Raw genomic sequence first — 14,089 nt, 5'->3', positions numbered from 1 at the left:
TTCCTAACGGCGAGAAATCCAGTGTAGGAAGTTATAACTTACGCCGTAGGAATAAATAACCAGAATCAGACATACCCACTCTAGACCGGGTCTTTGAGTGGATATGTCGGTTATCAGCGGATCAAGGCCCCCAGACCCTCGAGCAATCGCTGCAAAGCCCCCTGATTGGCCCGCATCACCGCCTTGCCCGCCTCGCCCATGCGCTGGGCGTCCTGCGGCAGTTCCACCAGACGGCGCACCGCGCCGGCCAGCCCGTCAGCATCATCCACCTGCTGCAACGCACCCGCCTCGCGCAGCATCGCGCTGATTTCGAGGAAGTTGAACACGTGCGGCCCCATGAGCACCGGCAAGGCCAGCGCCGCAGGCTCCAACGGATTGTGCCCACCGGTCGGCACCAGGCTGCCACCGACGAAGGCAATGTCGGCCAGGGCATACAGGAACAGCAGTTCGCCCATGGTGTCGCCCAGCAATACCTGCGTTTGCGCATCGACCAGCGTGCCGGCAGAGCGGCGCACGGTGGTGAACTGCTCGCTGCACAGCGCATGCACTGCATTGAAGCGCTCGGGATGGCGCGGTACCAGGATCAGCAAGGCATCGCCATGCACCTGCAACAACTGCCGATGCGCCTGCAGGATCAAGGCATCTTCACCTTCGTGGGTGCTGGCGGCGATCCACACAGGACGCTGGCCGCCCCCCCACTGTTCACGCAATGCCCTGGCGCGCGGCAGCAGCTGTTCGTCGATGGTCAGGTCGAACTTGATCGAGCCGGTGACTTGCACGCGCTCAGGGCGTGCACCCAGGTCACGGAAGCGCTGGGCCTCGGTTTCGGTCTGCACGGCGATCAGGCTCATCTCGGCCAGCATCGGCCGGGTCAGCCTGGCAAAGCGCCCATAGCCACGGGCCGAGCGCTCAGACAAGCGCGCATTGGCCAGCGCCACCGGAATGCCGCGCCTGGCACACTGGTGAATGTGGTTGGGCCAAAGCTCGGTTTCCATGATGATGCCCAGCTTGGGCTGCACATGATCGAGAAAACGCCCCGCCGCCCAAGGCAGGTCGTAGGGCAGGTAGCAATGCTGCACGCGCGGTTCGTCGGCGAACATGGCGCGAATGCGCTCGGAGCCGGTAGGGGTCATGCAGGTCAGTGTGATCGGCAGCTCCGGGTAAGCCTTTAGCAAGGCACGCACCATGGGTGCGGCCGCAATGCTCTCGCCCACCGATACTGCGTGTACCCAGATACCACCCTGGCGCATGGCCGGCAGCTTGAAAGCAAAGCGCTCGCCGATACGCTGGCCGTAGGCCGGTGCCTTGCGCGCGCGCAGATACAGGCGCAGCGCAACCAGCGGCAGGCCCAGGTGAAACAGCAAGGTATAGAGAGTTCTGTTCATGGCGGCTAAGTCTACCCGATCGCGCGAAGGTGCACTGCAAAGCGCTCGGCCAGCCACTGCGCAGCCGGGCCCAGAGGTTCATCGCGGCGCCAGGCCAGCTCTGCCACCAAGGCCGGCGGCCGCCAGTCGCTATCAAGTTCGACCATGTGCGCCTGGTAGGTCGGGTACTGCACCACATGCCGGGGTAACCAGGCCCAGCCCAGGCCGCGCATCAGTAGTTCGGCCATGGCGTAGAAGCTGTCGGCACGCCAGACCTGCGGGCTGATCGCTTCGCCGCCGGGGTAACCGCTTTGTTGTGGCGTGATCAGCAACTGCCGGTGGCGGGCCAATTGTTGCCGGGTAACCCGGCCTTCGCCCGCCAGCGGGTGGCCGACCGCGCACACCGTGACCATCTCCACGCTGCCCAAGGCACGGCGTTCCAAGGAAGCCGGGATGCTTTCGTGGAGGAAAAACAGGCCCAGATCGGCGCGGCGCTCCACCAGCTTGCGCGCCACATCGCCCTGGGCTCCGCTGGCCAGTTGCACCTCCAGGAACGGGTAGCGGCTAGCCAGTTCGTCAAGGCTGTCGATCACCGGCTGATATGGCATGGCTTCGTCCTGAGCGACCCGCAGCAAGGCCTCCTGCCCGCGCATCAGGGCCAGGGCGCGGCCATCCAGGCGTTCGCACTGGCGTAACAATTCGCGGGCGTCTTCCAGCAAGGCGCTGCCGTTTTCGGTCAGTTTCGGTTGCCGGCCGCTGCTGCGCTCGAACAGGGTGACCCCTAGGTCTGTTTCGAGCAGCGCGATGGCGCTGCTGATCGCCGACTGGGCTTTGTGCTGCTCACGTGCCACCGCGGAGAACGAGCGCAGTTCTGCAACGCGCAGAAAGGTACGCAATTGTTCAAGGTTCCATTGCTCGGCCATCAACCTATCTCCCCAATTGATAGGTAATGACTTTACCCCATCCAGGCAACGTCTAGAATGCCCGCTCAGTAACGGAGGATCCCGCCATGAATGCCTATACCTACCTCGCCATTGCCATCTGCGCCGAAGTCGTCGCTACCGCCTCGATGAAGGCGGTTAAAGGCCTGAGCACGCCGTTGCCACTGCTGCTGATGGTGGTTGGCTATGGCATTGCGTTCTGGATGCTGACGCTGGTGGTACGCAGCATTCCGGTGGGGATTGCCTATGCCATCTGGTCGGGGCTGGGGATTGTGCTGATCAGTGTGGCGGCGCTGGTGATCTATGGGCAGAAGCTGGATATGCCGGCGATGCTTGGCATGGCCATGATCGTGGGTGGCGTGGTGGTGATTCAGCTGTTTTCGAAGACCGCTGGGCATTGAGAGCCCGTGTGCGGGGCTCGCCGACGATAGGGCCCTCACAGGTATAGCCTGTATACTTGCCAGCTGTCCCAGTCTTCGAGGTACCGCCATGCCATCTGCCATTTCCACTGACGTGCTGATCGTCGGCGCCGGGGTCGCAGGCCTCTGGCTCAATGCCCGCCTGCGCCGCCTGGGCTACTCGACAGTACTGGTGGAGCGCGCCAGCCTTGGCGGCGAGCAGACCATCAAGTCGCAGGGCATCATCCATGGCGGCACCAAATACGCCCTGCACGGCGCCCTGACCGGCGCCTCGGAAGCCATCGCCGACATGCCGCGCCGCTGGCGCGAGGCCTTGGCCGGCAACGGTGAACTCGACCTCGGGCGTACCCGCCTGCTCTCCGATGCCCACTACCTGTGGTCGCCGGGCACCTTGGCCGGCAACCTCACAAGCTTCTTCGCCAGCAAAGCCGTGCGCGGTCGGGTCGACCAGGTCAAGGGTGACCAGTTGCCACCGGCACTGCAGGACCGCGCGTTCAAGGGCAAGGTGTACCGCCTGGCGGAACTGGTGGTCGATGTCCCCAGCCTGCTGGCCAACCTGGCCGAGCTGGCCGGCGAGTCCTTGCTGGCAGGTGAACGCATCGAACCCTTGCGTGAAGCTGATGCGTTGGTCGGCCTGCGTGTGGACGACCGGGAAATCCGTGCCCAGCGCATCGTGTTGAGCGCCGGAGCCGGCACCGAAGGCTTGCTGCAGGCGCTGGGCCTGGATCAGCCGGCCATGCAAACCCGCCCGCTGCACATGGTCATGGCCAAGGGCCCGAACCTCAAACCTTTGTACGCCCACTGCCTCGGCGGCGGGCCCAAGCCGCGGGTAACGGTGACCACCCATCCGGCAGCCGATGGCCAGTGGGTCTGGTACCTCGGTGGGGACCTGGCCGAAGCCGATGGCGTGGCGCGCGAGCCTGCAGCGCAGATTGCTGCAGCGCAGAAGGAAATCGCCAGCCTGCTGCCATGGGTCGACCAGAGCCTGGTGCGCTGGGCCACACTGCGCGTCGACCGCGCTGAGCCGGCACAATCTGGCCTGGTACGCCCGGACAACGCCTTCCTTGCCGACCAGCAGCGTCTGCTGGTGGGCTGGCCGACCAAGCTGGCACTGGCACCGGACTTCAGCGACCGGGTGATCAGCCACCTGGAGCGCGACGGCATTCGTCCACAAGCACAGGCCGACCTGACCGACCTGCCACGCCCTCCGCTGGGCGTACCGGCCTGGGAGCAACTGCTGCCATGAGCCTGCCAACCCTGCACGAATTCCATCGCCCGCTGGGCAGCACCGGCCTCAAGGTCTCGCCACTGGGCCTCGGCACGGTCAAGCTGGGCCGCGATCAGGGCGTGAAGTACCCCACGGGCTTCACGATCCCCGGCGATGAAGACGCCCGCCTGTTACTGGCCCAGGCCCGCGAGCTTGGCATCAACCTGATCGACACCGCCCCGGCCTATGGCCACAGCGAAGAACGCCTGGGCCCGCTGCTGCGCGGCCAACGTGATGAATGGGTAATCGTCAGCAAGGTCGGTGAAGAGTTCGAGGAGGGCCTGTCGCATTTTGACTTCAGCGCCGCCCACACCCGCCGCTCGGTGGAGCGCAGCCTGCGCCGGCTCGAAACCGACCGCATCGAACTGGTGCTGGTGCATTCCGATGGCAACGACCTGGCCATCCTCGAACAGCAGGAGGTCTACCAGACCTTGGCCGAACTCAAGCAGGAGGGCAAGATCCTCGGTTTCGGGCTGTCCGGCAAGACCGTCGCCGGCGGCCTGAAGGCGCTGGAGCAAGGCGACTGCGCCATGGTCACCTACAACCTAAATGAACAGGCAGAACGCCCGGTGCTGGACTACGCTGCCGAACACGGCAAGGCCATCCTGGTAAAGAAGGCCTTGGCGAGCGGGCACATCTGCCTGGCCCCGGGCGTCGACCCGGTGCAGGCCAGCTTCGAGCTGCTGTTCGCCCACCCGGGCGTCAGCAGTGCTATTGTCGGCACCATCAACCCGTTGCACCTGGCCCACAACGTGGCCACCGTCGCCCGCATCCTGGGCCAGCATTGAGTTACCTCAGGCCTCCGACTCAGGGCCTGGAGACGGACCCGACGCAAGGAGGAGCCTCGTGGCGCGAACGCTGATCCGCAAGAACCCGAGCAACTTCAAGACACTGCCACTGCATGTCGAGGCCACGCCCGAAGGCTTGATCTACCAAAGCATCGGCATGCCGCTGAACTTTGCCCAGACCCAGCAACGGCGCAAGGCCATCCAGTTACCCGACGCGCAACATTTCGTGGTCGAACTGGCCAACCTGGGCGTGTCAGTGCGCCTCACGCTGCATTGGCAGAACCGCGATTACTGGGTACTGGTGCGCCAGCGCCGCCAAGACCGTGGCGATGTGGTGCTGAAACTGATTTCCGGTTATGTACCGGCACAGGAGCTGAACCTGCCGCTGCACACGGCTGTACAGGAAGTGGCCGAGGAGTGTCTGCTGGAAACCCCGGAAGGTTGGCTGGGCGGGCGCTTCAACGACACCTGGCTGCCCGTACCCTACGCCGCCGCCCTGCACTACCGCGAAACACCCCACTTCGTGCTGGCACCTCAGTCTGGTGCCGCACGCCCGGTGCATTGCGGCAAGCTGATGCTACTGGAGCGCCCACGGGCCTATGTGCACCTGCCCACCGCTTCGCTACAGCTGATCTATGACATGCGCCTGCAAGTGCCCCGGGACGCCAAGAAACTCAGCTTGTTCCACGTTGACGAGCGGCTGGAGGGCGACCAACTGGTGGCGCGACTCAACCGCAAACGGCCCGACCTGTACCTGATGCCATTGAAGGACGGCCAGCCACTGGCAGAGCTGTACACGCTGAAAAAGGATGAACTGGTGCCGGCGAGTACGCGTGGGCTGTACCTGGCAGAAAGTTTTGCCCGGCAGGAAGGCTGGGTGGTGGCAGATGAACGGGTACGCTGGAAGGATTGGGTGAAGCAGCAGGGTTTGGTGGAAAGCAAGCCCGCACGTGCGTCGCACTTGCAACGGTTTGGCGACAAGGCGCGAGCGCTGCTGGAGCGGGCGCGGACCTCGCTGAACAAGTGAGGTCCCGGGAACTTACACCTGCTTGCTGGAGCGGGTAAACCCGCCCCTGCAGAGGGCCGCCGCAGCGGCCCCAAGGTCAGATCAATTCTTGCGAATTTTCTCGACAATCGCCGTGGTCGAGCTGTTCTCGACCAGCCCCAGCACCTTCACGGTGCCGCCATAACCCTTGACGATATCAGCGCCCACCACCTGGTCGATGCCATAGTCGCCACCCTTCACCAGCACATCCGGCTTGACCTGGCTCAGCAGGTTTTCCGGGGTGCCTTCCGGGAAACTGATCACCCAGTCCACCGCGCCCAGACCGGCCAGCACGGCCATACGCCGGTCAACGCTGTTGATCGGCCGGCCCGGCCCCTTCAGGCGGCTTACCGAGGCATCGTCGTTTACCGCAACGATCAGGCGATCACCCTGGGCACGCGCCTGCTCCAGGTAGGTGACATGCCCGGCATGCAGGATGTCGAAGCAGCCATTGGTAAAGACGATCTTCTCGTTGTGCGCCCGCGCGTCATCAATGGCCAGCAGCAGTTGCTCAAGGCCGAGCACGCCGCGCTCGGAGCCTTCCTCACGCTGGATGGCCCGGCGCAGTTCAGGGGCGCTGATGGCAGCCGTACCCAGCTTGCCGACCACGATGCCCGCCGCCAGATTGGCCAGGGCCACCGCATGGGGCAGGTCCTCACCCGCAGCAATGGCCGCGGCAAGGGTGGAAATAACAGTATCGCCGGCACCGGTCACATCGAACACTTCGCGTGCCCGCGCTGGCAGGTGCAACGCCGGCTGACCAACACGCAACAGGGTCATGCCATGCTCACCGCGGGTGACCAGCAAGGCGCCCAGATCCAGGTCCTGCAGCAACTGCAAGCCCTTGGCGACCAGCTCGGCCTCATCGACGCAACGGCCAACGATGGTCTCAAACTCGCTGAGGTTCGGGGTAATCAGGCTGGCGCCACGGTAGATGGAAAAGTCCTTGCCCTTGGGGTCGGCCAGCACCGGAATACGCTTGGCGCGCGCCGCCTGGATCAGGTCTTGGTGATTCTTCAATGCACCTTTGCCGTAGTCGGACAGCACCAGCACCTTGACGCCTTCGAGCAGGCCATCGACCTCCGCGCCCAGCGACAGCGGGTCGGTGGCGAACGGCTCTTCGAAATCGATACGCAGCAGTTGCTGGTGACGGCTCATGACCCGCAGCTTGACGATAGTCGGCTGGTGCGCGATGCGCTGGAATACCGAACGGACACCGGCAGCCTGCAGACTGTTGGCCAGGCTGTCGGCAGCTTCATCCTGGCCGGTAACACCGATCAGCGAAGCCGGCGCGCCCAGCGCAGCAATGTTCAAGGCAACGTTGGCCGCACCGCCGGGGCGATCCTCGATCTGATCGACCTTGACCACCGGGACTGGCGCTTCGGGCGAAATACGCGAAGTACCGCCATGCCAGTAGCGGTCGAGCATGACATCGCCGACCACCAGTACCGGGGCTTGATCGAAACGCGGCATGGACAACTTCATGGGCAACCCATATGGAAATAATGAACAGGGGCAGGATATTAGCACAGGGTAGTCAATGGCTTTATGGCCAGATCATCCCTGGAAAATTCCCGTGACAATCGGGGCCATGACGGCCCCGATCAAGGAGGGTTCAGGTGATATCGGCCTTGGCCGGCTCATCCAGCCCCATGGCATGCAGGCGGGCATAATGGCCATTAGCCGCAAGCAGCTCGGCGTGAGTACCGCGCTCGACCAGGCGGCCCTGGTCCATGACCAGGATCTGGTCGGCCTTCTCGATGGTCGACAGGCGATGAGCAATCACCAACGTGGTACGGCCTTGCATCACATGGTCCAGAGCGGCCTGGATATGCCGCTCGGACTCGGTATCCAACGCCGAAGTGGCTTCGTCGAGGATCAGCAACGGCGCGTTTTTAAGCAGCGCACGGGCAATAGCCAGGCGCTGGCGCTGGCCACCAGAAAGCAGTACACCGTTCTCACCCACTTCAGTATCGAAGCCCTTTGGCAGCCGGTCGACGAATTCCTTGGCATAGGCATCGGCCGCGGCGGCCTCGATGTCTGCGCGCGGCGCGCCAGCCAGGTCACCATAGGCGATGTTGTTGGCCACGGTGTCGTTGAACAGGGTGACATGCTGGGTGACCTGCGAAACATGGCGGCGCAGGTTGCGCAGGCGATAGTTCTCGATCTCCACGCCATCGAGCAGGATCTGCCCCTTGTCGTGGTGATAGAAACGCGGGATCAGGGCCGCCAGGGTAGACTTGCCACTGCCAGAGCGGCCGACCAGGGCGATCATCTGCCCGGGCTCGGCGACAAAACTGATGTCGCTCAGCACTTCACGCTCGGTACCCGGGTAAGTGAAGCTCAGGTTACGCACTTCCAGGCGCCCTTCCACGCGTTCCTTCTCGACAGTACCGGTGTCCACTTCGGGTGCTTCGTCCAGTTGCTCGAAGATGCTCTCGGCACCTGCCAGGCCCTTCTGGATGGTCGAGCTGACTTCCGACAACTGGCGAATAGGCTTGGGCAGCAGGCCGGCAGCGGTGATATAAGCCACCAGGTCACCGGCAGTAGAATCCCCGCGCAGGAACAGTACCAGGAACATCAGCGCAGCCATGGCGCTATAGATCACCAGCTGAAGCATCGGTGTGTACAGCGCGCCGGTCTTGGTCATGCGCAGTTGCTTGTCGGTGTTGCTCTGGCTGGCCTGGTCGAATCGCCGCTCCTCATAAGCCTCGCCACCGAAGCTACGGACCACGCGGTACCCCTGGATGGTTTCCGAGGCAACGTGGGTGACGTCGCCCATGGCTACCTGGATCTTCTTGCTCTGCTTGCGGAATTTCTTGCTGGCGATGCTGACCATTACCGCGATCACCGGCAGGATGGCGACCATCACCAAGGTCAGGTGCCAGTTCATCCAGAGCAGATAGGCAAACAGGAACACCACGGTCAGGCCTTCGCGGATCACTACCTTGATGGCGTCGGTAGCGGCGCCGGTGACCATGGTCACATTGAAGGTAATGCGCGAAATCAGGTGCCCGGAGTTGTGGTTGTCGAAGTAGCGGTTGGGCAACACCAGCAGCTTGTTGAACAAAGCCACCCGCAGGTCATGCACCAGGCTCAGAGAGACCTTCGCCAGGAAGTAGTTGCCGAGGAACGAGCCCAGGCCCTGCCACGCAGCGATCAGGATGATCAGCAGCGGCACCGCCTGCAGCAATTGCAGGTCACGCAGGTAGGGGACGTTGGGGAACAATACCGCTTCGGGGTTGCTCAGCCCATCGACGAAGTACTTGAGAATGCCGGCCAGCATTGGCTGGGTCGAGGCAAAGATCACGAAACCGACAATGCTCAGCAGGAAAATGCCGACATAGGGTTTCACATAGCTCAACAGCCGGAAGTAGATCTTCAGGCTGGAGGTGTGCTCCGCTGGTCGCGGTGTTTCGGCCATTATCGAGCTCGCTGTTCAGGTTGAACCGGCAATTTTACCACAGGCGTCATTTTCGGCACGCCCCCATGGCAGCAACATGGCAAGGCCCACCGGCAGCCAGCTGATGAACCATTCGGCACGTGGCGTACCGGTGAGGCTGGCGGCATCGAACTGCATGGCCAGGGTCGAGTACACCCAGAAGCCCAGCAGAACCTTGCCCAGCAGGGTACCGCGTGCGCGCACGATTTCGCCCAGCGTGAACAGCCATACCATTACCCACAGCAACATGCCGGGCAAGCCCACTTCAACGGCAACATGGGTGAACATGTTGTGGGTGTGATCGAAGTGCATGCCGACGGCGCTCACTTTGTAATCAGCCCCCAGGCCAAGACCAGCCCAAGGGTGCGCGGCAATCATCTCGACCACGGCATGGAAAATTTCCGGCCGGAAGGACGAGCCCCGCTGGGCGATAAGGTCGTACACGGCCAAAAAGGCCAGGCCGGTGGCAAGCAGCGCCAGAACAGAAAACACCCGGCTGTGGCGGTCACGGAACCACAGCGGCGCCATCACCACGGTAATCACCAGTGCCAGAATAGCGCCACGGCTCTGGCTAAGTATGGCGAAAGCCCCCAGGCAAGCCAGTGCCGCCAGCCATAACAACTGCAAGCCACGTTGCCGAGGTGGCTCGTAGAGCATCAAGAGTACGGCCGAACCAATGACATACGCCCCCAGGATAGGGTGGGATATCTCGCCGATACCCGCCAGCCTGACCAGCAGCGGCGTACGCTGCAACCCATAGAAATTGATGATGGAGAGCAACGCAGCGATGGCGAGCAGCACGCTACCAAGCTGCAATAGCTGACGAATGCGGGCCTGGCCAAACTGGGCCAACAGCGGAAACGCCAGCAGGAACACCAGAATGTAGAGCAAGCGTTTGAGCTCGCGTCCGGGTTCCTCGGCGGGCGACCATGCCAGGCTCAGGCCGCTCCAGGCCAGCAGGAGCAGCACACTCCCCCACAGCGCCGGTTGGCGCCTCCAGGCTTGCACCAGCACTCCTCGGGCTGACCAGGCCAATACCAGCGTTGGCAGCCACAAGAACAACACCAGACCTTGCTGATAAACCTTGTTGCTGGGTGCCAGGGCAATCGCCGCCAGGAACCAGACCAGGCCCAAACCTAACCAGGCCTGTGCCCAGTTTTTTTGATACAACATCCTTTCCCCCGATGAATCAAAAACACCATCCATGGTGCTACAGCATTATTTTCGGCATTATTGCCGGTCATTTTGCTCGCCAGACGACAAGGCTCTATTCATGCAATGCTCCCGGCTCACCCAGGTCGACTTCGATCAGCTGACACTCGGCGCACAGGTGCTTGAGGCAGACAGCCATGGCGCCAAAGTCTACCTGCTCACAGATGGAAATTTCCTCAAGGTTTTTCGTAGGAAGCGGCTGATTTCGTCTGCACTGCTACGTCCTTACTCGCAGCGCTTCGTCGATAACGCCGCGCGCCTGGCGCAACTGGGCATCCCCACCCTCGAAGTGATCAGCCAGCACAAGCTCGACCTGCCAGGCCGCACTGCGGTGCTGTATCGCCCACTACCAGGACGGACGCTGCTGCAGATGTCGCGCGATGACGGCTTCAGCTGGGACATTTACCTGCCACGCCTGATCGAACTGATCCGTCAGTTGCACCGCAGCGGCGTTTACTTCCGTTCGCTGCACCTGGGCAATGTGGTGGTCACCCCCGACCAGCATCTGGGCTTGATCGACGTGGCCGACATGCGCTTTCTGCGCCCGCCACTGTCGGCCCGCATGATTCGACGCAATGTGCAGCACATGGTGCGCTATATCGAGCGGGAGAACCTGGGCGATCGGTTCCCCCTAGCCGCCTTCGAGTCAGCCTTGCTGACACGCTGAGCGTCAACTGCGCAACAGGCTCTGCGAGCCGTTGCAGAACGCCTGCCAGGCCTGCTCCGGTGCCAGTGCCTGGCGCTGCTTCGCGGCTATCATCGATGCACTGAGCGCCGTACAGCGCTCGATCGCCTCAGCCCAGGCGCTTTCGTCGGCAACCGGCAGGTAGCCACCGGTGTCGCGCAGCTGTTCGCGGAACACCTCCAGGTCGCTGCACACCACCGGTACATCGGCCATCACCGCCTCTTGCACCACCAGCCCCAGACCCTCGGAACGCGAAGGCACCAATAGCCAGTCGAATGCCCGATACAGCTGCTGCAGGTCTTCGCGGTGACCGCGCAGATGAACACGCTCAGCCAGGCCCAGCGCGTTGATACGCTGCTGCAGCATGGCATGCTGCGGCCCCTCGCCAATGATCGCCAACTGCAAGCCCGGCTGCCGTGCACTGGCCTTGGCGAATGCTCCAATCAGCATTTCGAAGCCTTTACTCTCTACCAACCGCCCTACCGCACCCAGCATCACTCCAGCACCCTGAGGCAACCGCAGCGCCTGCCTGGCCTGGTCCCGGCTCAACAAAGGCTCGACGAATGCAAGCGGGTCAAGCGCCATGCGCAGCGTTTGCACCGGCCTGCCCAGGTCACACGCCAGCGACTCGGCCAAGGTCTGTGATACCGCTGCAATACTCAGACGCTCAGACGGAAACATCTGCAACAAGCGGATATCGCTGGCATGCAGACGCGTCTTGCCATGGAACAGTACCTTTGCACGCACGTGCGGAATGCGCTGTAACAACGGCAGCACCAACCGGGCGACACCAATACCATCGAGCAGCACGATTTCTGCCCCGGCCTCGGCCAGTGCCTTGCGCAAGCGCATGCGCAGCCACGGGCGCAGCAAGCGCCACAAGTGCCGCCCTTTGAGCGCACGTGACGGCATATGCCATTCCCGGGTCGAACCGAGCCCACAACAGAGCCCGCTTCCCAGCAACAGCCAGTTACTGATCCGGGCATCGGCACCCGCGTTCGACAAGACCTGCCGATGCACCTTGTGGATGGACATGTACGGCGTTCCACCCGCCCACATCATATTGACGATGTTCATGGGCCCTCTCCCGCTCAAGTCAGGTGGGACAGCGACTTCATTGAACAAAAATGGTGATTCCCATGCCGATCAAGGCACCCGCTAACAGCGTCAATGCCAGCTTCATCCGATCACGTTGACGACGCTTGGCCTTACGCTCCACCTCAATGGGCAAGGTCACGTGATTGCCAAAACCAGTGTGCAATACTGCATCACCCTCCAAGGTGACCGCTGTCAGATTTAACTCAGCGTAGCGACGGGAAAGCGCCTTTTCTCCAGCATAGGCGGCAAATGGCGCACAGCGCTGGTAATCGCTCAATCGGCGCAGCCCTGGGTTGAGCGAAAACGCCTGCCACTCGGCCTTGTCGGACAGCAGCGGATAACACGGCACCCCGGCGATCACCTGGCGATCGCCCAAGTGGATGTACGGGCTGTGGATAGCCAAGTCGTGGGCATGGCTGCGCAGCCACACTTGCAGCAGGTTGGGGCTGACATCCAGGATGGCCTGCGAGTCTTCGACAAAGCCTTGCCGGTAGAATTGCCAGTCGTCTTCGCAGTGAAAAATGTACGGTGTCTTGACGTGGCTGTAGGCCAGGTCGATAGACGGCAACTGGCCAAGTTTGGGCCGATTGACGAAAACCTTGCAATGCGGCTTCCAGTGTCCCGGTACAGCGGCATGCACAGCATCGTCGCCAGAGTCTTCGGTGATGAATACCTCGCGAATGGGCGCGGTGTTGTAGCGATCGAAACTCTCAAGGGTGTCTTTGAGCAGATCGAACCGCCCACAACTGGTCACGACGAGCGTGACATCACTCTCATTTGAAAAGCGCACCGGATTCCCTCCGCATTACGACTATCGGCCTTCAACGACCCGCTCCTGGGCGTGAAAGCTCTTGTTTAGATGCCCAGCTTCAGACGCAGCCGCTGCCATGCAGACAATGGCGGATGGGGCCTGAGCGCCGGGCGCATGTGGTCGACGATGCTACGTCCAACTGCGCCGAAACTAAAACGGGAAACCGCCAGATGGCGGCCATTTTCTGCAATCTGCCGGGCTAGCTCGGGGTCCGCGCGCAAACGACGGAGCTTCTCCTGAAGGGTCGGGATGTTGTCATAGAACACCACGTTGTGCATGTCTTGCAGGCCCAGCGCACGGTTCTCTTCCTCGCCCTGGTCGTATGCCAGCAACACACAGCCACAGGCCATGGCTTCGAAGTTCTTGATCATGTATTCGCCCATCCCGACATCGGCACTGACGAAGAAACGAATACGGTTGAGCGTGTTGCAGTAGTCCTCGCCCGACTTGGTGCGGGTTACCAACAGGTTCTCGACCTGCCCCAACTCGTCCAGCAGTGCCTTGCGGCCGCTATAGGCCACACTGTTGACGCTGCCGACAAAGGCCAGTTCGATATCACGTTCACGCCCTTGGTCGGTCAGCAACTGCTCGTCGTAGCCCTTGGGCACGAACACCGCGTCAAAACCTTCCTGGCGCAGGCGCTCGCTGACCATGTAGCCGGAGCTGATCACCCGCGCCCATGGCAACTGGCGGTAATGAGCACTGAACTTGCCGGTGTACTTGCACGGGATGTAGTTCTGGTAGGCGTCGTGCTCGAGAATCACCAGGTTCGGCACAGTGCGGATAAAGGCCACCTGACGGATCTCCTGCTTGAAACGCAGGAAGAACACGATGCGGTCATAGCGCTCGACTTGCACCTCACGCTTGAAGTAACGGCGCAAGTTGCGCTGATCCTGGCTGGTCAGCCAGCGCAGGTCGCACTCGCAGTTGGCCGCGACGCCATCGTACAGGCGGTCAAGAATGGCCCGCTGTTCCTTCTGCACCAGAAATAGGACTTTCATTGCTTTCCTTGGGCGC

13 protein-coding genes are annotated in these 14,089 nt (G+C 62.3%); 5 read left to right on the top strand and 8 right to left on the bottom strand.

All coding sequences use genetic code 11. From position 1 onward, the window contains the following. Window positions 1-113: 113 nt before the first annotated feature. Together waaA and ACF8RA_RS25720 are read right to left on the bottom strand one after the other, a co-directional pair. Window positions 114-1,385: a lipid IV(A) 3-deoxy-D-manno-octulosonic acid transferase gene (gene waaA / locus ACF8RA_RS25725; RefSeq protein ID WP_176683118.1), complete on the bottom strand. Its 1,272-nt coding sequence runs from the start codon at window positions 1,383-1,385 to the stop codon at window positions 114-116. Between the two features lie 11 nt (window positions 1,386-1,396). Then, a complete protein-coding gene (locus ACF8RA_RS25720) occupies window positions 1,397-2,287 on the bottom strand; it encodes a LysR family transcriptional regulator (RefSeq protein WP_003249460.1) in 891 nt (296 codons plus the stop codon). Between the two features lie 86 nt (window positions 2,288-2,373). On the opposite strand from ACF8RA_RS25720, the gene ACF8RA_RS25715 reads away from it, so the two are divergent. The 4 genes from ACF8RA_RS25715 to ACF8RA_RS25700 all read left to right on the top strand — a co-directional run bounded on the left by ACF8RA_RS25715 (window position 2,374) and on the right by ACF8RA_RS25700 (window position 5,806). Beyond that, complete coding sequence (locus tag ACF8RA_RS25715; protein ID WP_176683116.1) at window positions 2,374-2,706, top strand: multidrug efflux SMR transporter; 333 nt, start codon at window positions 2,374-2,376, stop codon at window positions 2,704-2,706. A gap of 88 nt (window positions 2,707-2,794) precedes the next feature. Next, on the top strand, window positions 2,795-3,970 hold the full coding sequence (locus ACF8RA_RS25710) for an FAD-binding oxidoreductase (RefSeq protein WP_176683115.1): 1,176 nt from the start codon (window positions 2,795-2,797) through the stop codon (window positions 3,968-3,970). After that, on the top strand, window positions 3,967-4,779 hold the full coding sequence (locus ACF8RA_RS25705; RefSeq protein ID WP_084850260.1) for an aldo/keto reductase: 813 nt from the start codon (window positions 3,967-3,969) through the stop codon (window positions 4,777-4,779). Before ACF8RA_RS25710 ends, ACF8RA_RS25705 begins: the two co-directional genes overlap by 4 nt. A gap of 58 nt (window positions 4,780-4,837) precedes the next feature. Next, window positions 4,838-5,806 carry a metal ABC transporter ATPase gene (locus tag ACF8RA_RS25700; protein ID WP_209969682.1) on the top strand — a complete coding sequence of 323 codons (969 nt, stop codon included), beginning with the start codon at window positions 4,838-4,840 and terminating at the stop codon, window positions 5,804-5,806. 81 nt (window positions 5,807-5,887) lie between these two features. Here ACF8RA_RS25700 and hldE read toward each other — a convergent pair whose 3' ends face one another. The 3 genes from hldE to ACF8RA_RS25685 form a co-directional block, all read right to left on the bottom strand. After that, window positions 5,888-7,309 carry a bifunctional D-glycero-beta-D-manno-heptose-7-phosphate kinase/D-glycero-beta-D-manno-heptose 1-phosphate adenylyltransferase HldE gene (gene hldE, locus ACF8RA_RS25695; protein WP_021783834.1) on the bottom strand — a complete coding sequence of 474 codons (1,422 nt, stop codon included), beginning with the start codon at window positions 7,307-7,309 and terminating at the stop codon, window positions 5,888-5,890. Between the two features lie 130 nt (window positions 7,310-7,439). Continuing rightward, window positions 7,440-9,248 (bottom strand): lipid A export permease/ATP-binding protein MsbA, encoded by a 1,809-nt coding sequence (gene msbA / locus ACF8RA_RS25690; protein ID WP_084850259.1) that lies wholly within the window; start codon window positions 9,246-9,248, stop codon window positions 7,440-7,442. Window positions 9,249-9,263: 15 nt separating this feature from the next. Continuing rightward, window positions 9,264-10,439: an O-antigen ligase gene (locus tag ACF8RA_RS25685; protein ID WP_176683112.1), complete on the bottom strand. Its 1,176-nt coding sequence runs from the start codon at window positions 10,437-10,439 to the stop codon at window positions 9,264-9,266. 100 nt (window positions 10,440-10,539) lie between these two features. On the opposite strand from ACF8RA_RS25685, the gene ACF8RA_RS25680 reads away from it, so the two are divergent. Beyond that, the gene (locus tag ACF8RA_RS25680; RefSeq protein WP_176683111.1) at window positions 10,540-11,145 is read left to right on the top strand and encodes a toluene tolerance protein; all 606 of its coding nucleotides are present in this window, start codon (window positions 10,540-10,542) and stop codon (window positions 11,143-11,145) included. Window positions 11,146-11,148: 3 nt separating this feature from the next. Here ACF8RA_RS25680 and ACF8RA_RS25675 read toward each other — a convergent pair whose 3' ends face one another. From ACF8RA_RS25675 to ACF8RA_RS25665, 3 genes are all read right to left on the bottom strand, one after another. Then, on the bottom strand, window positions 11,149-12,240 hold the full coding sequence (locus ACF8RA_RS25675; protein WP_176683110.1) for a glycosyltransferase: 1,092 nt from the start codon (window positions 12,238-12,240) through the stop codon (window positions 11,149-11,151). 37 nt (window positions 12,241-12,277) lie between these two features. After that, window positions 12,278-13,051, bottom strand: a complete 774-nt coding sequence (locus ACF8RA_RS25670; protein WP_176683109.1) for a glycosyltransferase family 2 protein — start codon at window positions 13,049-13,051, stop codon at window positions 12,278-12,280. A 65-nt stretch (window positions 13,052-13,116) separates the two neighbouring features. Further along, complete coding sequence (locus tag ACF8RA_RS25665) at window positions 13,117-14,073, bottom strand: glycosyltransferase (RefSeq protein ID WP_176683108.1); 957 nt, start codon at window positions 14,071-14,073, stop codon at window positions 13,117-13,119. Window positions 14,074-14,089: the final 16 nt, after the last annotated feature.

The sequence above is a fragment of the Pseudomonas sp. FYR_5 genome, from assembly GCF_043106315.1.
In the GTDB taxonomy this organism is placed as follows: Bacteria; Pseudomonadota; Gammaproteobacteria; order Pseudomonadales; family Pseudomonadaceae; genus Aquipseudomonas; species Aquipseudomonas putida_Y.
Note: the sequence above shows the minus strand (reverse complement) of the source record. Positions and strands in the feature narration are given on the sequence as shown.

Bases quoted from the DNA above. Each gene is read 5' to 3' on its own strand.
- hldE (WP_021783834.1), bottom strand. From the start codon at position 7,309: ATGAAGTTGTCCATGCCGCGTTTCGATCAAGCCCCGGTACTGGTGGTC.
- ACF8RA_RS25715 (WP_176683116.1), top strand. From the start codon at position 2,374: ATGAATGCCTATACCTACCTCGCCATTGCCATCTGCGCCGAAGTCGTC.
- ACF8RA_RS25710 (WP_176683115.1), top strand. From the start codon at position 2,795: ATGCCATCTGCCATTTCCACTGACGTGCTGATCGTCGGCGCCGGGGTC.
- ACF8RA_RS25705 (WP_084850260.1), top strand. From the start codon at position 3,967: ATGAGCCTGCCAACCCTGCACGAATTCCATCGCCCGCTGGGCAGCACC.
- waaA (WP_176683118.1), bottom strand. From the start codon at position 1,385: ATGAACAGAACTCTCTATACCTTGCTGTTTCACCTGGGCCTGCCGCTG.
- msbA (WP_084850259.1), bottom strand. From the start codon at position 9,248: ATGGCCGAAACACCGCGACCAGCGGAGCACACCTCCAGCCTGAAGATC.
- ACF8RA_RS25680 (WP_176683111.1), top strand. From the start codon at position 10,540: ATGCAATGCTCCCGGCTCACCCAGGTCGACTTCGATCAGCTGACACTC.
- ACF8RA_RS25675 (WP_176683110.1), bottom strand. From the start codon at position 12,240: ATGAACATCGTCAATATGATGTGGGCGGGTGGAACGCCGTACATGTCC.
- ACF8RA_RS25665 (WP_176683108.1), bottom strand. From the start codon at position 14,073: ATGAAAGTCCTATTTCTGGTGCAGAAGGAACAGCGGGCCATTCTTGAC.
- ACF8RA_RS25720 (WP_003249460.1), bottom strand. From the start codon at position 2,287: ATGGCCGAGCAATGGAACCTTGAACAATTGCGTACCTTTCTGCGCGTT.
- ACF8RA_RS25685 (WP_176683112.1), bottom strand. From the start codon at position 10,439: ATGTTGTATCAAAAAAACTGGGCACAGGCCTGGTTAGGTTTGGGCCTG.